The following is a 20,743-nucleotide window of genomic DNA, read 5'->3' on the forward strand; positions in this document are numbered from 1 at the left end:
CCTTATCGTTTTGGTTTTTGTTAGCGCTTAACCATTTTTTAAAACTTATAACTTATACTACCTTTTATAAAAAACGGTACTCCTGGTGTAAAATGAATCTCTTCTACAGATTCTATTTCATTTTGCAATCTTGATTCTGTAGCAAATTGAGTTTCATTCCATGTAACGTCAAACAAATTTTCAATTGCTATCCCTAAGGTGATTTTATCAAATGTGTAATTTGCATTAAAATCTGTCACAAAATAACCTTCTGCTATAATACTATTATCTTCATTTGCTGGTCTATCATCAATGTATCTGTATCGCAATCCGCCAGAAAACCCATTTAAGTTAGATATAGACACTCCTCCAGCTAATGTGAAATCTGGAGCTAACGGAATAAAATCTGCACCATCTTCTGCTTCAAGACTTCTAGCTTTTGTATACGTTGCATCAGTATCTAGATAAAGCCAATCGTTAAGTTGATATCTTAATCCTAAATCTACACCCAAACGTTCTGTTTTTCCGCTAGGTTCAACAACACCAGCATCACCAACATATACAAACTCTTGCTCTAAAAACAAGTACCAAAACGCAGTATTAACCAACAGCTTTTTACTAGGTTTCCAAACATAACCAACATCTAATCCATAAGCCTTAGGCAAAATATCTTTACCATTATTATTTACAACAACTCTTGTATCATTAGAGTGAAATCCTATACCAGATTTGATATAGAGTTGTAAATTCTCTTTAGCATTGTAAAACATATTCAATTTTGGACTAGCAATTGTTTTTGTTTCAGATTGTGCTTGGTAAGTTGTTTGTAACTCATCTTCATATAAAAACTTGAAATAATCTACACGTATTGCTGGAGCAAGCGTAAACTTTCCAAATTCAAATTCGGCATTTATAAAAGCATCAATGTTTGTTTGATTAATGTTTCCTAATTGCATATTTTCAAGCGTGGTCTTTCTATTTAGAGTACGAGACAATTCAACATCATTGTTAATGTCGTGTCTAAACCCAATTCCAGTTTCTAAGCTCACAGGAATTTTTCCAAGATAAGTTGTTTTTAAAAATGAGGTTTGAGCTCCAAAAATGTGACGTTTTTCTTGTTGTTTGATTTGATCTCCATTAATAGGATCTTCAAGAAAAAAAGTAAAGTTTGAATACAATTCAAATTGGTAATTTGAGTAAAATGCATTTGCTTTTAATTGTAAGTCATCTGAAATATATTTACTAAACTCTACATTAAAATTAGTACGTTGGGTTTGTCCGCCTTCGGTGTCATCAATCGCACCAAATCTTGTGATATTTCCGTTGTCAACTTCACGTTGTGGAATTTGTCCTGAAGCATCCCATCGACTTACAAAATGAGATGCTGTAAGACTAAGTTTTTGATTGTTTTTTGAACGCACTGAATACTTCCCAAAAATGTTTAAGCGATTAAAATTTTGAGACGATTCAAAAGGACCATCTGTAGCAATATACTCGGTAGCGATATACGCATTTTGAAGGTCATTATGCTCCAAAAGATTAAACATACCAAGTGTTCGTAATGTATTAAAATCGCCTGCTTCAACACTAATTTTACTATCTTTTATATAATCTTTAGTAGAGAAATTTACATAAGCAGCTGTATTAAAATCACCTTCATTTGCATAATAAGTTCCTTTTCCGAAGTCTATATTGTCAATGGTTTCTGGAATCAAAAAATGCAAATCACTATATCCTTGTCCGTGAGCATGAGACACCATATTTACAGGCATACCATCTACAGAAATGGACACATCTGTACCATGATCGACATCAAACCCTCTCAAAAATAATTGTTCTGCCTTTCCACCTCCAGCATGCTGTCCAATAATTAAACCAGGCACTTTTCTTAATACCTCTTGTGATGAATTTACAGGACTCGTCTTTAAATCTAATTTACTAATTGTTTTTAACGGATTTAGAGTCTCCTCGATTACTAATTCTTCAAGCTGAAATGCTTTTTCTGAAAGCACAACCGTTACCGAAGATTTTATAGCTTTTGAATCTATTACTAGTACTTTAGTAGCAAAACCTAAAAGACCAACTTTAATTGAATCTCCAGCCTTAGAATTGTCTAAAACAAACACACCTGTTTCAGAAGAATGTGCATGTGTTTTAGAATTCAAATTATAAATATATGCTGCCTCTAAAGGCTGATTATTTAAATTGACAACCACACCTCTCAATGATTGACTAAAGGCATAAGAAGACAGCAATATTAAAAATATTGTTATGTATTTATATGTTATCATAATGCCTTTGTTACAGTTGGTTAATTTTAGTTTTCATTGTTGGTCCTAATTCATAAATACTGGCAAGCAATTCATCTTTTAAAGGTTTAACCTCGCTAGTTTTTCCAGCCGCTTTATAAATTTCAGCTATATGATATAAGGTGTCAGGCTCAAAGGTTTTATTAACCACATGAGTCTCAATAATACGTAGCGCTTCGGTTACGTTCCCGTTTTTAAAATAAGTCCAAGCCAAGAGGTCATAAGATTGAGGTGTAGGTCTATTATCTACTTCTTTTTGAGCTAGAGCAATCGCTTTATCTAAGTTGCTATGAGAGTCTATGTACAATAGCACGTTATGCGTATTGTACATATCTCCATAGGCTTTGTTTTGCATTGCAGTATCATACAATGAGAGTTGCTGCGTTGCGAATTCTTCTTTTTCAATGTATTGTGCGATTTCGGCTTTTAGCAAGTAGTAGTCTGGAGCAAAATAGGATGATGTAACTGAGTTTAAAATGCGTAATGCTTCTTCTGGATTATTTTCATGAGAATAAACAATCCAAGCAATTCCTTTTTTTGCATAAGCTTCATTAGGATTTAACTCTAAAGCTTTAAGGTAAAACTGGTATGATTTTTCAATCTCTCCTGCATGTCCATAAAAGTCAGCAATATTGGTATAAGACCATAGTTTTAAGGTGTTTAAATTTGAAGCTTCAGCAATATGCATGGCTTTTTCCATGTACTTGATTGCTGCAGATAAATTTCCTTTGTGATCGCTCCATTTTGATAATCGGATAAGATAATCGAAGTCTGAAAAATTTTCAAAGGTATTTAAATACACATGAGCTAAATCATCATTCCCTAATTCTAAATGCACATCAAAAAGCATTTTTCTAGTCTCTTGTAAGTCTTCACCTAATAATTCAGCCTTTGTTAATAATTTTAAAGCATCTTGAAAGCGATGTTGCGAAATAAAATTATAAGCCAAACGCTTTAAATAAGCGGGTTTATTATAATTGGTAACTGTGTTGAGTTGAACTAAGCAAGATTCTGCTTTTTTTAAATACTCAATAGTACCTGTAGTTGAAAAGAAATTGGTGTAAGTATTGGCTAATTGTGCTAGATAGGGATATTGATTTGTATTCTTTTCTAACTTTTTAGTCCAAAAAGCTTCATTTTTTTGGGCACGATCAAAAACATCGTTACTCGTAGTAAATAAATACACATTGTAATCATCTGCATGAGTTATTTGAGGTTTAGTTTTAGAATTACAGCTAACAACTAAAACCGCAAGAAGTAATAATTTTATTGGGTTGTATAGTGAGTTCATAATGGGTTTTTGTTTATGTTTGAGTAACTCTAAAATGGGATTAGTACGTCAATCCCATTTCAGAGGAAAAGCTTCTACCAGGGCGAAGCTAGGTATGGAAATGATGATAAAAACGGTTTGTCGTTAGCATCTACATTATCGTTTGTTAATCCAGGATTATCTGAACCTGCTGGACCACCAAAAATTAGCAAGAGCTCGGTAGAGATCACATCATCTGCTAAAGCACGACCTGTAAGTACGTTAGTACCATCAAAAAATGTGGTTGTACCTATTAAAGACACTGTAAGCACATCTGTAGCCAATGCAGTAGTAAATTGTTCTGCATTAAATCCGAGAGCATTAGTATACATAGGATCTGTATGTGCAGGATTTAAAGCTTCTAATTTGTTTTGAAACTTTGTTTGAAATGCAGCATTCTGCTCAGAAGGGATGGTCATATTAAATGTGCTCTTGTCAGCCATATCTACAAATACTGTATTAATAGCTGGTCGACCCATTTGGTCTTCTTGAACATAAGTTCCAGAAAAATCTGGAGGTGATGGCATCATATCATCTGATGAGCTATCATCGTCATTACTACAATTATAAGCTGCTAAAGACACTAGTATGGCAATAGCTGTTATTTTGATATTATTAAATTTCATAATTTGAGTGTTTTATGCGTTATACTTATTGTTTTCTTTTAGTTTCTACCCAAAGGTTGACACTATCTCCACTACCAACCATAGTTTTTGGTAGTTCTACTACTACAGACATGACATTGGTACCTTCAAACGTATCGGTTCCAGGGTTGTTAAAACTTGTAGCCATTCCGCCAATAATTTCACCATATCGAGCAAAATCCATAAAGAAAGGATCATCTCTCGGACCAGCAAAAAAGCGCATATCGTTATTAGTTTCAACAATCGCATTCGTTCCATACGATGTAATATCTACACTATTAGTCATTGCAGAAGTCACTATAGAACTATTTAAACCTGTTTGAGAAGGAGCTGTAGGTCCGAAGAAATACATTTTGCCATTTCTAGGGATCGCTTGAATAACGAGATCTTCAACAGCGTCGCCATTGTTATCAATATTGAATTCAAAAAGCACATTTTCATCAAATGCAGCTTGAGCTGTATTTGCAGGACTTATTAAGCCTTGTACATTAGCTACAAATACAATGTTATCTGTATCTTGTGCTTGAAATCCATAAATGTCTGTGATATCACTGGTACCACCTGCAATGGCTGGCGCATCAATATGATCTGCTGCAATTGCAAAAAAGCCTATAGTAGCAATCACTACGACTCCAATTAATAATTTTGTTTTTTTCATAATCTTGAGAAGTTTTGTTAATATTTTGTTTGTCTCTGCTAACACTTACGAAAAAATCAGAAATGCGGTTTTGTTAAAATTTTGTTAACAAAATAAAATTGTTAACAGAGCAGATAAAAAACTAACTTTGCATGTGATTTAAAAACTCAAGTATGAATCCGTCTACTGCTGGTTGGATAGAAAAATTTTGCTCGCAAATTTCAAAAAAAGGGATTCCTTTTAAAAACTACCACACCTTGTATAGTAGTTTAAAAGACTATGGATTTATATATGGTGTTAATGTTAACATTACCGAAAAAATAGATAGAACACTTAATTATTCTGAAGATGAATTAGCAAAACTAAATCTCATCACAGGACTGTATCATGTGTATCTTTTTCACAATGGAGAGGTTAATACAGATTCGTTTATTAAAACCTTACTCGATTTTTACAAATCGCTTGAAGTTTCAGATTTATCGTTATGGGATAAATTAGTTATAGGAAAAAGCCATACGTCTTTATTAGAACGCTTAATTCATGATCGAGTTCAAATTGACGACAATGTTATTACTCGAAATTTCAACAAATCTATAACCAATTCGTTATTATTTGTTGATGTGTTGACCTTTGATAGTTACTTAAAAAAACACATCGAACCAAAATCGTATGCAGCACATTTAGAAAGTATTATTGTCGGAACTTTATATCAATCGCTTAATTCTAAGACTAAGATTACAGATTATGACAAACAAATTATAGATGTTATTGAAGCTTCAACATCTTTATCAAATATAGATGTTGTTATTGAAGATCTCATTCATGATATTGATTACGATATTAATATTAACGAAAAAAAATACCTCATAGATTTGATGTGTTTGTCTATTTGGGATGATGAAATTCTAGAAACATCTGAATATCAATTTTTAATGCAATTGGCAAAACAATTAGAGATTGAAGCTAGTGATATTCAAGATGCTATTATAAGCGTTTTTAATTTTCATAAAGCACATCAAAAGGAAGTGCTTTTATTTCAGCAAAAAAATCCTATTTCTAACTTTTATGAAAACTCATCTCAATTAGTCACAAAGCTAATTAGACGCAATAGCAAACGTATTGTAAAAGAAGTACAACAGAGTAAAGAATTAATGCTTCTTATTACCAAATCTACACATTCTGATTTAAGTAAAGAAGAACAAAAAAAATTACAATCTCAATTGATAGATGTATTAAAAACCATACCAAGTTTGGCTATTTTTTTGTTGCCTGGAGGTGCTATTTTATTGCCAATATTTGCAAAACTTATTCCTAATTTATTGCCTTCGGCTTTTGACGATAATCGTATTGAAGAATAGTCTTAAAATACGCTTTAAACCAACCATTCTTTAAAGTCTTTTACACGCTCTCGTGCCACAATAATATCTTGTTCTTTAAAGGTGTTTAACTTGATTTGTAATCTTGAATTGGTATAGCTTACCATATCATCAATAGCGTTTATATTCACAACAAATTTGCGACTGATTCTAAAAAACTTATAAGGTTCAAGCTCATCTTCAAGTTGTTCTAAAGTGGTATCGAGCAAATAATTTCTTCCTTCAGAAGTAAACGCATAAGTACCTTTGTTTTCGCTATAAAAGCATTCAATATCATCAATATTAATTAGTTTTAAATGCTGACCAACTTTTACCGAAAAACGTTTCTTATACTCACGTTCAATAGGATTTACCAATAGTTTTTTTATATCGTTAAAATCTAAGGTAACCGATTGTTGTTGAGGAGTACGCTCTTTGTATTTTGAAACTGCTTTTTTTAAATCATCTTCATCAATAGGCTTTAATAAATAGTCAATACTATTTAATTTGAAGGCTTGTAAGGCATATTCGTCATAAGCTGTTGTAAAAATAACTGCAGATTTAATCTCTATAGCTTCAAAAATTTCGAACGATAAACCATCACTTAATTGAATATCTAAAAAGATAAGTTCTGGATGTTCATGATGTTGAAACCAATCGATAGATTCTTCAACAGAATGTAGCATTACTTCTGCTTCAATTTGCACTTCATTCAACATACGTTGCAGTCGTCTAGCTGAAGGTTTTTCGTCTTCTATTATGATTACTCTCATTGAATATAATTTGATTTTTTGATGATTTTATTCCCAAAATGCAGTTTCTGATTCTTCATTTTCCTCAAGAAATTGCTTTGTTTTTCTATCTTCCCAACTTTTATTAAAAAGAGAACTCCCTTTAAAAACACGCCAAGCATGAATGCAAATAAACGCGGTCCATAAAACTAAAATAGTTATATTTAAAGCTGTAATATTATCTGCGTAAGGACCAGCAACGATATATAAATTATACACCAAAAGGATCACAACAACACTATATAATGCTAAGTGCAGATAGAATACTTTAAGTTTCTGAACTTTCTCTTTAGCCTTTTCTCGTAGCACGTCTTCATCTTTATTTAATTTCATAACCTAACATTTTTAAAGAGATTATTCCCAACGCTGACGTTCTTTTTCCATGAACTTTTTTATTTTTCGCTCTTCCCAATTCTTGCCAAATAAAAAGTCTGCACCAAACACACCTAAAAAATGAAAAAAGAGTCCGATTCCCCAAAATAAAGCCGTTGCAAATGTTCCGAAACTAAAGAATTTACCTCCATTAGATACTATTAATATAATAATAAACAAATTCACAATCACATAAGAAGCCAAGTGCCAATAAAATCCTATTAGGCTCTTTACCTTTTTTTTAGCTCTTAAATAAGCTTCTTCTTTTTCCCAAGCTCTTTGTGCACTATTTTTTTCGTAAGATTCCATATTTTGTTCCATGATAATTTTATTGTTGACTAAAATATTGTTCATCTTTATCCATGTATTCTTTAAGTTTTTTTCTTTCCCAGTTTTTACCTAGAAGATAATCAAATCCAAACACACCAAACGCATGAAATAAAATTCCAATTCCCCAAAACAGCCATATCGCAATGGTTCCGAAGTCGAAAAAGGCATCTTGAAATGTTTCACCATTTCTAAGGTTATGGGTAATTTTAGCCACATTAAGAACAATATTTGCTATAAAATAAACAATAAGATGAATATAAAACCCTTTTATGCGCTCAACCTTCTTTTGGGCTAGGCTATATCGATATGCTTCAGTAAACTCTTCCATTTTTAATTCCAACGTTGTTGTTCTTCCTCCTCACGCATAAATTTTTCAATTTTACGTTTTTCCCATCCATTGCCTAATACACCATCATTGACATAAACTTTATAAGCATGAAAGGCTAATCCCATTCCCCAACCTAACATTGGAAACCAAAACCACTGAAAGGTATGAGGTGTGTAACGATACCAAATAAAGATTAAAAATGGAATCACTAAACAATACGATATTAAGCTGTAATAAAATTCTTTTAATTCTTCTACACGTTTACGTGCTCTTACATATCTGTCGTCAAAATTTGACTTTGGTTCTATACTTCTCATAATTGATACTTGTTTTGTTAGCATTGGAATTGCAACTGCAAAACGATTTGCTTGTTGATTGATTGATACTTTTTTATTTGATAATAAATTGTAGCGCTGTTTAATGTTTTCTAATCCAACGCCACTACTCTTTTTGACTATTTGCTTTGGCTGAAGGTTATTCTCTACAAACAACATTCCTTTAAATTCATAAATTTTGATGTGTAACGGCTTACTGCTTGTTACCATATTGTGCTTTACAGCATTCTCTAAAAGAAGTTGTAACGACAACGGAACAACTTTACTTTCAGGGTTTTGTGCCTTATCAGGAATTTCAAAAATGATGCTATCTTCAAAACGCATTTTTAAAAGCGACATGTAGGTTCTAGCAAAATCTAATTCCTCATCAACAGTTATTAAATCTTTATTTTTTTGCTCTAAAACGTAGCGATACACTTTTGACAAAGAGGTTGTGAATTTTTGAGCATTCTTAGGATTTTCTTCAATTAAGCTTGTAAGTACATTTAAACTATTAAATAAAAAATGTGGATCTAATTGATTTTTTAAGGCATCAAATCTCGCACTTGCAGCTCCTGCAATTACCTTTTGCTCTTTGATTTTATTTTTCTGATATCTGTTATAGAAAAATATGACATGAAATATAGAAACTATGGTTAAAGTAATCCATATTCCAAAAGAATATCCTTGCCAAGTTTCATTTCTAATAAATCTATCAAAAGGAACATCATATAACAATACAGATATGAAAGTTCGTAAAAAAAATAAAGCAATTAATGTAATTACAGTAGAACCAAAAATACCAATTAAGACGCGTTTAATCGTTTGTCCCTTTTTCCAATCACGACGTTCCATATAATCAAAGAATGCCATATTTGAATATCCGAGAACAAAAGCATACAATTGGTAAAATCCAAAATCGATTAAAAAATCAGAAACGGTTTCAAAATAAAATTCTCCTGTAATTGCATTTCCGATGAGGAATACAAGGCATCCAATGATAAACGTAATGATGATATTTTTAATTGATTTTGTCATACTATTTTACTCTTTACAAGATTTTACTACTTGCTCAGCTCGTTGTTTTCCCCAATTTGGATGTAGTTCGCTTTCTGGTTTAAAGTTAGCAAAAAGTTCTATAGATTTTTCAATCTCATCACAAAACGGTTTTGTGTCTTGACCAAAATATTTTGCGCTTCCCATTCCCCATTCTGCTTTACTAAAAACCACTCTTGGATTATCTGGAGCCAAAGCATAAACTTTATTATATAATTCTGTGATTTTACCAGAATACTTCATTCCGTAAGTCATGCCATCAAAAGCTACCCAATTGGTTAATACATGAGCTTGTAGTACCATTATTTCAGGATTCTCTTTGCTAATGGCTTTTGCTAAATCTAAATGCTGTTGTGCTTTATCTAATTGTGCCTTTAATTTAGTTTCATCTTTTTCACTCCAGCTTTTTAAACTGTTTATTTGTGCAATGTAATAGTGAGGTAACCATTGATTAAGTTCTGCATTAGAAATACGTTCAAATAGGTTTTCGGCTTCATCCATATTACCTTCTTGCCAAAGTGAAAATGCTTTTTGCATGCCCTTTTCAAAATTAGTTTGAGCTGGTAATACTCCTGTAATAAATACTAATGCGATAATGATTAAATTTTTCATGATTTTAAAATATTATAGTTTGTGTTAATGACAGGGCAAATATCAAACAGAAGTGTCTTTAAATAAAAAGGGAATTACTGAATTGTAATTTTTTATGGACGAATTGTCATCTAAAACAATAAACTCCTACTAAATGCAGTATAAAAAAAGCGCAACTCAATGAGTTGCGCTTTCTAAATATTTGAAGTTTTAAATGAATTAAAACATCTCTCTTCCTGAAAAATGAAAAGCACCTTCAATAGCAGCATTTTCATCGCTATCACTTCCGTGAACTGCATTCTCTCCAATTGAAGCAGCATATAACTTACGAATAGTACCTTCGGCAGCTTCAGCTGGATTTGTAGCACCAATTAAAGTTCTAAAATCTTCAACAGCATTATCTTTTTCTAAGATTGCAGCTACAATTGGTCCACGAGTCATATATTCTACCAACTCTCCAAAGAAAGGTCTTTCTTTATGAATTGCATAAAACTCTTGAGCATCTGCAGTTGTCATTTGTGTTAATTTCATCGCTACGATTCTAAAACCAGAAGCTGTGATTTTTTCTAAAATTGCACCAATATTCCCTTTTTCAACAGAATCTGGCTTAAGCATTGTAAATGTTCTATTTGTTGCCATTGTATTATTTTAAATTATTAGAGGTATTCTTCGTTTAAATTGCGCTGCAAAAGTAATATATTTCTTTAATTATTTCAGTATTATCCAATATTAAAAAATTGTATCTTCGCCATCTATGACTACAGAAGAAATTAATCGTATAAAAACGCTTTTAAGCTTACCTAAAGCCATTGTAATTATTCCGCATAAAAATCCAGATGGAGATGCCATAGGCTCTACTCTTGGCTTATTTCATTATTTAAAACAATACCATCATAACGTTGTTATAATTGCACCTAATGATTATCCTGATTTTTTAAAATGGATGCCTGAAGAATCTTCAATTCTTAAATATGAAAATGATAAGGCTTCATGCGATACACTTATTGAACATGCTGAAGTTATATTTACTTTAGATTTTAATTCTCTTGGACGCATTGGTGACATGGAAGACGTTGTTGCAACAGCGAAAGGCATTAAAGTTATGATTGACCATCATCAACAACCTGATGATTATGCAACTTATACATACTCTGATGTGTCTATGTCGTCGACGTGTGAAATGGTTTTTAATTTTATTGAAATGCTTGAGGATGTCGATAAAATTAATAGCGCTATTGCAACTTGTTTGTATACAGGTATTATGACTGATACTGGTTCGTTTCGATTTCCATCTACCACAAGTACAACTCATAAAATTATTGGTGAGTTAATTAAGAAAGGTGCTAACAATTCTGAAATACATAACAATATTTATGATACTAATAGTTATGATAGGCTGCAACTATTAGGAAGAGCTTTAAGCAACTTAAAAGTGATTCCAGAATATAGAACAGCTTACATTACCTTAACTCAAGAAGAGCTGAACACTTTTAACTTTAAAAAAGGTGATACTGAAGGTTTTGTAAATTACGGATTATCTCTTGAAGGCATTGTGTTTGCTGCCATTTTTATTGAAAGCCATCAAGATGAAATTATAAAAATCTCATTAAGAAGTAAAGGTGATTTTTCTGTAAACGAATTATCTCGAACGCATTTTAATGGTGGAGGACACACAAATGCTGCAGGAGGAAGAAGTACATTAAGTCTTAAAGATACCATTGATAAATTTATTAGTATCTTGCCTAATTATAAACAAGACCTAAATCTATAATGAAGCCTATTTTTATTCTACTCATACTAAGTGTTCTTTTTAGTTGTAAATCTCCAGATGCTAGGCGACCAGAATCAGTTCAATCGGGTTCTTTTATCAAAGCTTCTGCAGAAAGAAACATCAAACTCAATAAGAAAGAGCATGCTTTAATTCAAACCATTATTGATAACAATCCTGAGGAAGAATTTATCGCTTCTAAAAGCGGGTTTTGGTATTATTATAACACCAAAGTTACACAAGATACCATTACGCCTCAGTTTGGAGATATTGTAAACTTTAGATATGATGTTAAAGATTTGAATGAAAACACCATTTATTCAGAAGATGAAATCAATACTCAAAATTATGTGATGGATAAAGAAGAAATATTTACAGGACTACGTGAAGGCTTAAAACTTATGAAGCCAGGTGAAGTGGTCACTTTTTTATTTCCATCTCAAAAAGCCTATGGCTATTATGGCGATACCAATAGGATTGGTACAAATATTCCATTAATATGCAAAGTAACCTTAAATACAATTACACAAAACCAATGATTAAACTTATGAAATTGATTAGTAAAACCCTATTGTTTTCTGTGCTGTTCTTAACGCTAACTGCAGCCTCATGTAAAGAAGAGTATCCAGAATTAGAAGATGGTCTTTATGCTGAATTTGTTACCACTAAAGACACCATGATTGCCAAACTATTTTATGATAAAGTACCTGTAACTGTTGCCAATTTTGTGGCTTTAGCAGAGGGAACTCATCCTATGGCAGATGAAGAATTTAAAGGAAAACCATATTATGATGGATTGACATTTCATAGAGTTATGGATAATTTTATGATTCAAGGAGGTGATCATACAGCTACAGGATCTGGAACACCTGGTTATAGATTTACAGCCGATTTTAGTGCTGATTTAAAACATGACAGACCTGGTATTTTATCTATGGCAAATAGTGGTGGATTTAACACCAATGGAAGTCAGTTTTTTATTACTGAAGTCCCTTATCCTAGTCTTGATGCTTACAATCCTGATGGCACATTAAAACCTTGTGACCAACCTAGAGTGAGTTGTCATTCCGTTTTTGGAGAACTCGTTAAAGGTATTGAAGTACAAGACTCTATTTCTAACGTAAAAACAGGACCTGGTAACAAACCTGAGGTTGATGTCGTTATTACTAAACTGAATATTATTAGAAAAGGAGCAGCAGCTAAAGCATTTAATGCTGCACAAGTATTTGAAGAAGGCTTACCAAAAGTTGAAGCTGAAATTGAAGAAGTAAAAGCCGAAAGACAAAGGAAAGCTGAAGAAGAACTTAAAGAACGTGAAGCAAAAATTGAAGCTGCAGCGAAAATTACTAAGCCACTACTTGATGAGTACACCTCAAAAACGACAACTTTAGCTTCTGGATTAAAAAAGTATATCATTAAAGAAGGTACTGGAATTAAACCAAAAAGCGGTCAATCTGCTATGATTGCTTATGAAGGCTACTTTACCGATGGTAAACTATTTGACAGTAATCTTGAAGCTATTGCTGAAAAATATGGCATGTTTAATCAAAGACGTAAAGATGCTGGTGCTTATGGACCAATGAAAATGAAGATAAGTCCTGATGAACAAATGATTGCAGGTTTTAAAGAAGCCATTGCATCAATGAAAGTTGGAGAAAAAGCATTTTTCTATATACCATCACATTTAGCTTATGGCGAACGTGGAAGAGGTGGTATTGGTCCAAATACAGATTTAACATTTGTACTTGAAATGACAGCCATGGCTGAATAATAAACACTTAATCATAATAAAAAAAGCCTTTCAAATTGAAAGGCTTTTTTTTATACGTAAATCTAGTTGAAATCACCTAAACTTAAATTTATTGTCATTCTGAGCGACATATAATGAAACGAAGAATCTCAGAATACTGAAATAGATCCTTCAGTCGCTTTACTCCTTCTTAATGACGTGTAAATCTGTCATTTATTTCTTTGGAATACGCTTCAATATTTCTAGAACAAACTTCCAATATTTTTGTGCTGATGATATTTGAGCGCGCTCATCTGGAGAATGTGCACCTTTAATGTTTGGTCCAAAGCTAATCATATCCATTTCAGGATAATTGGTACCAAGTATACCACATTCAAGACCTGCATGACATGCCGCTACATGTGGTTCTTCGCCATTGTTTAGCTCCTTATAAAGAGGAACCATTACTTTTAAAATATCAGAATCCATATTAGGCTTCCAACCTGGATAATCACCACTAAGTTCTACTTCACAGCCTGTAAGTTCAAATGCTGCTCTTAAACCATTAGCTAAGTTCCATTTAGAAGTTTCTACCGAACTACGCGTTAAGCATCCTATTTTTATATGACCATCTTTAACAATAACACGAGCAATGTTATTAGACGTTTCAACTAAATCTGGAATATCAGGACTCATTCTGAATACACCATTTAACGCTGCATATATTGCTCTAGTTAGCCCTTCTTGAACACCTAAATCCATGATTTGTTTTGGAGTTTCTATTTTAGAAACTTCAATCACTAAATCTGGCTCCATGGTTTTATATTCAATTTTAATATCGTTTGCTAATGTTTTCATTTCGGCAATAAAAGCATCTTCGTGAATTGCATCAATAGCTACAATAGCATTACTTTCACGCGGAATTGCATTACGCAAACTACCTCCATCAATTTCAGAAATACGTAAGCCAAAATTTTCAAAGCCATCAAACAATAAACGATTCATCAATTTATTTGCATTAGCTAGACCTTCATGTATTTGCATTCCAGAGTGACCTCCTTGTAAGCCTTTAACAGCTATTTTATAACCTATTTTAAACTCAGGTGTTTCCTCTTGCTCATAAGTTCTAGTTGCAGTTACATCTACACCTCCAGCACAACCCACACCTATTTCATCATCTTCTTCAGTATCTAGGTTTAATAGAATATCTCCAGAAAGCACACCTCCTTTTAATCCCATAGCTCCTGTCATTCCAGTTTCTTCATCAATGGTGAATAAAGCTTCAATTGCTGGGTGTTGAATGTCTGTACTTTCTAAAATAGCCATTATTGTTGCAACACCTAGGCCATTATCTGCTCCTAAAGTGGTTCCTTTAGCTCTTACCCAATCTCCATCAACATACATTTCGATTCCTTGGGTATCAAAATCGAAAACAGTATCGTTATTTTTTTGATGAACCATGTCTAAGTGCGATTGCATGACTACGGTTTTTCGATCTTCCATTCCAGCAGTTGCTGGTTTCTTGATAATGACGTTTCCTACTTCGTCTTCAATAGTTTCTAAACCTAAAGTCGCTCCAAAATCTTTCATAAATTGAATGACGCGTTCTTCTTTTTTTGAAGGTCTAGGAACTGCGTTTAAATCGGCAAACTTATTCCAAAGTGCTTTGGGTTGTAGTGCTCTTATTTCTGTGCTCATGATATTCATTTTTTAGTTTCGCAAAGGTACATCTTTTTAGTATTTTTGAGTCATGCTGAAACACAAAAAAAGCCTTATTGCGTTCTCTATTATTCCTCAAGTTTTATTCTTAAAACTATTGGCTTATTATCCTGGATTTGTGGAATCTGTTTATAGTCATGGATTATACATTTATATTTCAAAAGCAATGCGCTATATGTTTGGTTGGTTACCCTTTTCGGTAGGTGATATATTATATACGCTTTTAAGTATTTATATTATTAGATGGTTGATTGTAAATAGAAAACGGGTAGTAAAAGACACTAAACATTGGGTTTTAGATGTGCTTTCAGCTATATCTATTGGTTATTTAGCGTTTCATGTGTTATGGGCTTTTAATTATTATAGACTACCACTACATGTTTCTTTAAAAATTGATAACGATTATACTACCGAAGAATTAGTGTTGTTAACAGAAGAATTAATCACTAAGGTTAATACAATTCATTTAAGCATAGTACCTCATGATACTTTAAAAGTAGATATACCATACACAACAACTGAGTTATTAAAGATGGTACCTGATGGTTATGATGAACTTTCTAAAACATTTCCATATTTAGCGTATCATCCTCGAAGTATAAAAAAATCGATTTATAGTTTACCATTAACTTATATGGGCTTTTCGGGTTATTTAAATCCGTTTACTAACGAAGCTCAAATTGATGGTTTGATACCTTCATATAAATATCCTACTACTGGAAGCCATGAAGTGGCACATCAATTAGGTTATGCTGCTGAGAATGAAGCTAATTTTATAGGTAGTATGGCAGCGATGCATCATACAGATGTGTATTTTAGATACTCTGGACATGCCTTTGCATTACGACATTGTTTAAATGAAATGTATAGAAGAGATCCTAAAAGGTATGATACAATGGCTGCAACAATACATAAAGGTGTTTTAAAAAACTATAAGGAAGTGAGAGACTTTTGGGATAACTACCAAAACCCAACTGAACCTTTATTTAAAAGTACCTATAATAATTTTTTAAAAGCGAACAATCAATCTGCAGGAATGGAAAGTTATAGTTATGTAGTAGCATTATTAGTTAACTATTATAAGATTGCTCGTTAAGCTTATTGGTTAAAAAGTGATTATTTCACAAAAACCAACACTTTAATCTTTATCTTTAGAACATAATTTTAATCAACAACTAACATGTTAAAAATTCCTTTAAGGCTCTTGCTCTTTTTATGTAGCTTTTCGTTATTAGCACAAGAGTATTTTCCTAAAAACGATGGTGTAAAAGCCGTTAACTCTAACTATACTGCATTTGTAAATGCGAAAATTTACATCACACCTAGTCAAGTTATTGATCAGGGAACACTGCTTATAAAAGATGGAAAAGTAGTTTCGTCTGGAGCATCGGTTTCGCTACCAAAAAATACAACCGTTGTAAATGTTGAAGGTAAAAGTATTTACCCTTCATTTATAGATATGTATTCAGATTTTGGAGTAGAAAAACCAAAACGTGCAAGTGGCAGTGGCAGAAGTCCGCAATACAATGCGACTCGAACTGGTTATTATTGGAATGACCATGTTATGCCAGAACATAACGCTATTTCGAAGTTTAAGTTTGATACTAAAAAAGCCAAAGCATTTTTAAATGCAGGATTTGGTGTTGTGAACACACACATTCAAGATGGTATTGTAAGAGGTACTGGAACTTTAGTAGCTCTAAACACTAAAGATGGTAATGATATGGCTGTTTTAGAACAACGCTCTGGTCAGTACTTTTCGTTTAGAAAAAGTGTCACATCTCGACAATCATATCCTGGATCTATAATGGGAAGTATGGCTTTATTACGCCAATTATATTTAGATGCCGATTGGTATGCAAAAGGACATAGTAAAACAAAAGACTTGTCTATTGAAGCCTTAAATAAAAACAAAGACTTAGTACAGATTTTTGCTGCTGGTAGTAGAGTAAATGCCTTACGAGCAGATAAAGTTGGAGATGCGTTTGGGATTCAATATGTGATTCTTGGAGGTGGTGACGAATATGAACGTATTAAAGATGTTAAAGCAACAAATGCTGCATATATTTTACCTATAAACTTTCAAGATGCTTATGATGTAGAGAATGTATATTTAACTAAGTCGTTATCATTAAGTGATATGCGAGCATGGAATCAAGAGCCTTCTAACCCAAAAATTCTTGCAGAGAACAATATTACTTTTGCATTTACTACGCACGATTTAAAATCGCCAAAAGCATTTAAAGCAAAGCTTATGAAAGCCATCTCTTATGGTTTACCAAAAGAGAAAGCGCTTGAAGCCTTAACCACCACTCCTGCGAAACTATTAGGAAAAGCTTCGGAAATTGGAAGTCTTAAAACAGGCGCTTATGCCAACTTTTTAATTACTTCTGGAGATATTTTTGACAAGAAAACAATTCTATATGAAAACTGGGTTCAAGGTACACAAACTGTTATCAATACGATGAACACTAAAGATGTAAGAGGTGATTATGAGTTTGTTTTAGCTGGAGAGTCTTACAAAATGAATTTAAAAGGAGAACTCAATAAACTTAAGTCTGAGATTACTAGTAATGATAAACAAAGAGGGTCTAAAGTTAGTTATACCGATAATTGGTTATCTGTTGCTATGACCACAAAAGATTCGACAAAACAAGAGTTTATACGATTGGTAGCTCATGTTACCGATGGAAAAAGTTTAAATGGAAAGGCCTTATTTCCTGATGGTAATGAGATGACTTTTTACGCTAAGAAGTTAGACTTAAAAACTGAAGATAAATCAACTAAAAAAGGAGATGCTTCAGAAGTTAAAGCAACTGTTGCTGTTACCTACCCTAATATGGCTTATGGTTTTAAAGAATTACCTAAGCAAGAAACCTTATTATTTAAGAATGCAACTGTTTGGACTAATGAAGCTGAAGGCATTATGGAGCAAACCGATGTATTGGTTAAACATGGAAAGATTGCAAAAATAGGAAAAGACCTTTCTGCTTCTGGAGCACGAATTATTGATGCTACAGGAAAGCATTTAACCTGTGGAATCATAGATGAACATTCACATATTGCAGCATCATCGATAAATGAAGGCGGACAAAACTCATCGGCAGAAGTAAGTATTGAAGATGTTATAGATGATGAAGACATTGATATTTATAGAAACTTAGCAGGTGGAGTAACTACAATTCAGATTTTACATGGATCGGCAAATCCAATAGGAGGACGATCGGCAATTATAAAGCTAAAATGGGGAGAGGATGCAGATGATTTAATATATAAGGATAGTCCGAAGTTTATCAAATTCGCCTTAGGAGAAAATGTTAAGCAATCTAACTGGTCTAGTTTTGAACGTTTCCCGCAAACACGTATGGGAGTAGAACAACTGTACATTGATTATTTTAATAGAGCAAAGGCTTATGACGCTTTAAAGAAAAGTGGTAAACCATATCGAAAAGATATAGAGATGGATGTTCTTGCAGAGATCTTAAACAAAGAACGCTTTATATCTTGTCACTCATACGTTCAAAGTGAGATTAATATGTTGATGAAGGTTGCCGAACAATTTGACTTTAACATCAATACCTTTACTCATATCTTAGAAGGTTATAAAGTTGCAGATAAAATGGTTGCACATGGTGTTGGAGGGTCGACCTTTAGTGATTGGTGGGCTTATAAATATGAGGTTAATGACGCAATACCATATAATGCAGCGATTATGCATAATGCTGGTGTTGTGGTTGCCATAAATAGTGATGATGGCGAAATGTCACGACGTTTAAATCAAGAGGCTGCAAAATCGGTTAAGTATGGAGGTGTATCTGAAGAAGATGCGTGGAAGTTTGTGACTTTGAATCCTGCAAAGTTACTTCATATTGATGATAAAGTAGGAAGCATTAAAGTTGGAAAGGATGCCGATTTGGTATTATGGTCTGACCATCCGCTTTCAGTTTATGCAAAAGCAGAAAAGACTCTTATAGAAGGGGTTACTTATTTTGATATTACACGAGATGCACAGATGCGTACAGAGATTAAGAAAGAGAAAGCTGCTTTGGTAAACCAAATGTTATTAGCAAAACATAAAGGCTTAAAAACACAACCTATAAAGAAGAAAGAAAAAGATCAGATGCATTGTGATTATATAGACCATGAATCTCACTAAACTAAAACACATGAAACATACACATATATATATTGCTCTGTTATTATTAACATTTGGATTTACAAATGCGCAACAGACACCAGGAAAACAAGACAGCGAACCTATTGCCATAAAAGGTGCAACAGCTCATATTGGTAATGGAGAGATTATAAAGAATAGTTTAATCATTATAGAAAACGGGAAATTAATTACTGTAGTAGATGCTCGAGTAGTAAAGTTAAAATTAGGTGATATGAAAGTTATTGATGCTAGTGGAAAGCATGTATATCCTGGTTTTATAATACCTAACACCACTTTAGGTTTGGTTGAAATTGATGCTGTAAGAGCTACAGATGATGACTCTGAATTAGGCTCATGGAATCCTCATATTAGAAGTTTAATTGCGTATAATACGGAATCTAAGGTTGTAGAATCGATGCGACCTAATGGTGTATTATTAGCTCAAGTTACACCTCGTGGCGGACGTATTTCTGGCACGTCGTCGATTGTTCAATTAGATGCTTGGAACTGGGAAGATGCCGTTGTTAAAGAAGATGATGGCATACATATGAATTGGCCTAATAGTTTTAGTCGCGGACGTTGGTGGTTGGGAGAAGACCCTTCGATGAAAGTTAATAAAAACTACACGAAACAAGTTAAAGAGATTACTGATTTTTTTAATGCCACAAAGACTTATGCAAAAGATAGTAATGTCGCAATTAATTTACCTTATGAAGCAACTAAAGGCTTATTTGATGGAAGCAAAACATTATTTATTCATGTTGATGATGAGAAAGGGATTATTGATGCTGTTAATTTTTCAAAAGAAAATGGTGTTACAAACTTAACTATTGTTGGTGGTTACCATGCTTATAAGGTTGCAGATTTACTAAAACAGAATAATGTTTCGGTGTTGTTACAGCGCGTACACTCTAGACCAGGACAAACCGATGATGATTATGATTTGCCTTTTAAAATGGCAAAATTATTAGTTGATAAAGGCGTTGTTGTAGCTCTTGAAGGCAGTGGGCAAATGGAACGAATGAATGCTCGTAACTTACCTTTTTATGCTGGCACTACTGTTGCTTATGGGTTAACTAAGTCGCAAGCCTTACAACTTATTACTTTAAATACGGCTAAAATATTAGGTGTTGATGATGCTTATGGCTCGTTAGAGGAAGGCAAAAGTGCTACCTTATTTATAAGTGAAGGTGATGCGTTAGATATGAGAACTAATCTAATCTCTCATGCTTTTATAGATGGACGATTAATTAGTTTGGAAAGTCATCAAACTAAATTATGGAAGCGTTATTCTGAAAAGTTTAAAAAGGAAGATTAAATTCTGAATCCCTCAAATAAAGTAGGTTAGCAATAAAT

The 20,743-nt window shown here is 33.0% G+C and carries 19 protein-coding genes; 7 read left to right on the forward strand and 12 right to left on the reverse strand.

Annotated elements, in window-relative coordinates; all coding sequences use genetic code 11:
* Nucleotides 1-38: 38 nt before the first annotated feature.
* From ACP15M_RS04560 to ACP15M_RS04575, 4 genes are all read right to left on the reverse strand, one after another.
* On the reverse strand, nucleotides 39-2,270 hold the full coding sequence (locus ACP15M_RS04560) for a TonB-dependent receptor (RefSeq protein ID WP_425075990.1): 2,232 nt from the start codon (nucleotides 2,268-2,270) through the stop codon (nucleotides 39-41).
* Nucleotides 2,271-2,280: 10 nt separating this feature from the next.
* Nucleotides 2,281-3,579 carry a tetratricopeptide repeat protein gene (locus tag ACP15M_RS04565; RefSeq protein ID WP_425075991.1) on the reverse strand — a complete coding sequence of 433 codons (1,299 nt, stop codon included), beginning with the start codon at nucleotides 3,577-3,579 and terminating at the stop codon, nucleotides 2,281-2,283.
* Between the two features lie 74 nt (nucleotides 3,580-3,653).
* Complete coding sequence (locus ACP15M_RS04570; protein ID WP_425075992.1) at nucleotides 3,654-4,223, reverse strand: DUF4331 family protein; 570 nt, start codon at nucleotides 4,221-4,223, stop codon at nucleotides 3,654-3,656.
* A 25-nt stretch (nucleotides 4,224-4,248) separates the two neighbouring features.
* Nucleotides 4,249-4,899 (reverse strand): DUF4331 family protein, encoded by a 651-nt coding sequence (locus tag ACP15M_RS04575; protein ID WP_425075993.1) that lies wholly within the window; start codon nucleotides 4,897-4,899, stop codon nucleotides 4,249-4,251.
* Nucleotides 4,900-5,051: 152 nt separating this feature from the next.
* Between ACP15M_RS04575 and ACP15M_RS04580 the strand changes: the two genes are divergently transcribed.
* A complete protein-coding gene (locus ACP15M_RS04580) occupies nucleotides 5,052-6,236 on the forward strand; it encodes an LETM1-related biofilm-associated protein (RefSeq protein WP_425075994.1) in 1,185 nt (394 codons plus the stop codon).
* A gap of 14 nt (nucleotides 6,237-6,250) precedes the next feature.
* Here the strand turns inward: ACP15M_RS04580 and ACP15M_RS04585 are convergent, their stop codons facing one another.
* The 7 genes from ACP15M_RS04585 to ACP15M_RS04615 all read right to left on the reverse strand — a co-directional run bounded on the left by ACP15M_RS04585 (nucleotide 6,251) and on the right by ACP15M_RS04615 (nucleotide 10,654).
* A complete protein-coding gene (locus ACP15M_RS04585) occupies nucleotides 6,251-7,006 on the reverse strand; it encodes a LytR/AlgR family response regulator transcription factor (protein ID WP_425075995.1) in 756 nt (251 codons plus the stop codon).
* A 27-nt stretch (nucleotides 7,007-7,033) separates the two neighbouring features.
* A complete protein-coding gene (locus ACP15M_RS04590; protein ID WP_425075996.1) occupies nucleotides 7,034-7,357 on the reverse strand; it encodes a 2TM domain-containing protein in 324 nt (107 codons plus the stop codon).
* Between the two features lie 21 nt (nucleotides 7,358-7,378).
* Nucleotides 7,379-7,717, reverse strand: a complete 339-nt coding sequence (locus tag ACP15M_RS04595; RefSeq protein ID WP_425075997.1) for a 2TM domain-containing protein — start codon at nucleotides 7,715-7,717, stop codon at nucleotides 7,379-7,381.
* Nucleotides 7,718-7,724: 7 nt separating this feature from the next.
* Nucleotides 7,725-8,054 (reverse strand): 2TM domain-containing protein, encoded by a 330-nt coding sequence (locus tag ACP15M_RS04600; protein ID WP_425075998.1) that lies wholly within the window; start codon nucleotides 8,052-8,054, stop codon nucleotides 7,725-7,727.
* Nucleotides 8,055-8,056: 2 nt separating this feature from the next.
* The gene (locus ACP15M_RS04605) at nucleotides 8,057-9,406 is read right to left on the reverse strand and encodes a histidine kinase (protein WP_425075999.1); all 1,350 of its coding nucleotides are present in this window, start codon (nucleotides 9,404-9,406) and stop codon (nucleotides 8,057-8,059) included.
* A 6-nt stretch (nucleotides 9,407-9,412) separates the two neighbouring features.
* The gene (locus tag ACP15M_RS04610; RefSeq protein ID WP_425076000.1) at nucleotides 9,413-10,036 is read right to left on the reverse strand and encodes a hypothetical protein; all 624 of its coding nucleotides are present in this window, start codon (nucleotides 10,034-10,036) and stop codon (nucleotides 9,413-9,415) included.
* Between the two features lie 198 nt (nucleotides 10,037-10,234).
* Nucleotides 10,235-10,654, reverse strand: a complete 420-nt coding sequence (locus tag ACP15M_RS04615) for a nucleoside-diphosphate kinase (RefSeq protein ID WP_425076001.1) — start codon at nucleotides 10,652-10,654, stop codon at nucleotides 10,235-10,237.
* Between the two features lie 115 nt (nucleotides 10,655-10,769).
* On the opposite strand from ACP15M_RS04615, the gene ACP15M_RS04620 reads away from it, so the two are divergent.
* The 3 genes from ACP15M_RS04620 to ACP15M_RS04630 are packed head-to-tail and all read left to right on the forward strand — an operon-like array spanning nucleotide 10,770 to nucleotide 13,554.
* Complete coding sequence (locus tag ACP15M_RS04620; RefSeq protein WP_425076002.1) at nucleotides 10,770-11,786, forward strand: DHH family phosphoesterase; 1,017 nt, start codon at nucleotides 10,770-10,772, stop codon at nucleotides 11,784-11,786.
* Nucleotides 11,786-12,322 carry a gliding motility-associated peptidyl-prolyl isomerase GldI gene (gene gldI / locus ACP15M_RS04625; RefSeq protein ID WP_425076003.1) on the forward strand — a complete coding sequence of 179 codons (537 nt, stop codon included), beginning with the start codon at nucleotides 11,786-11,788 and terminating at the stop codon, nucleotides 12,320-12,322. Before ACP15M_RS04620 ends, gldI begins: the two co-directional genes overlap by 1 nt.
* A gap of 8 nt (nucleotides 12,323-12,330) precedes the next feature.
* Nucleotides 12,331-13,554: a peptidylprolyl isomerase gene (locus ACP15M_RS04630; protein ID WP_425076004.1), complete on the forward strand. Its 1,224-nt coding sequence runs from the start codon at nucleotides 12,331-12,333 to the stop codon at nucleotides 13,552-13,554.
* A gap of 192 nt (nucleotides 13,555-13,746) precedes the next feature.
* Here ACP15M_RS04630 and ACP15M_RS04635 read toward each other — a convergent pair whose 3' ends face one another.
* Nucleotides 13,747-15,210: an aminoacyl-histidine dipeptidase gene (locus tag ACP15M_RS04635; protein WP_425076005.1), complete on the reverse strand. Its 1,464-nt coding sequence runs from the start codon at nucleotides 15,208-15,210 to the stop codon at nucleotides 13,747-13,749.
* Between the two features lie 52 nt (nucleotides 15,211-15,262).
* Here ACP15M_RS04635 and ACP15M_RS04640 point away from each other — a divergent pair, with 52 nt between their 5' ends.
* From ACP15M_RS04640 to ACP15M_RS04650, 3 genes are all read left to right on the forward strand, one after another.
* Nucleotides 15,263-16,327 carry a DUF3810 domain-containing protein gene (locus ACP15M_RS04640; RefSeq protein ID WP_425076006.1) on the forward strand — a complete coding sequence of 355 codons (1,065 nt, stop codon included), beginning with the start codon at nucleotides 15,263-15,265 and terminating at the stop codon, nucleotides 16,325-16,327.
* An 84-nt stretch (nucleotides 16,328-16,411) separates the two neighbouring features.
* The gene (locus tag ACP15M_RS04645) at nucleotides 16,412-19,387 is read left to right on the forward strand and encodes an amidohydrolase family protein (RefSeq protein WP_425076007.1); all 2,976 of its coding nucleotides are present in this window, start codon (nucleotides 16,412-16,414) and stop codon (nucleotides 19,385-19,387) included.
* Between the two features lie 10 nt (nucleotides 19,388-19,397).
* Nucleotides 19,398-20,705 carry an amidohydrolase family protein gene (locus tag ACP15M_RS04650; RefSeq protein ID WP_425076008.1) on the forward strand — a complete coding sequence of 436 codons (1,308 nt, stop codon included), beginning with the start codon at nucleotides 19,398-19,400 and terminating at the stop codon, nucleotides 20,703-20,705.
* Nucleotides 20,706-20,743: the final 38 nt, after the last annotated feature.

Origin of the sequence: Psychroserpens sp. S379A (assembly GCF_049800755.1) — a bacterium.
In the GTDB taxonomy this organism is placed as follows: domain Bacteria; phylum Bacteroidota; class Bacteroidia; order Flavobacteriales; family Flavobacteriaceae; genus Psychroserpens.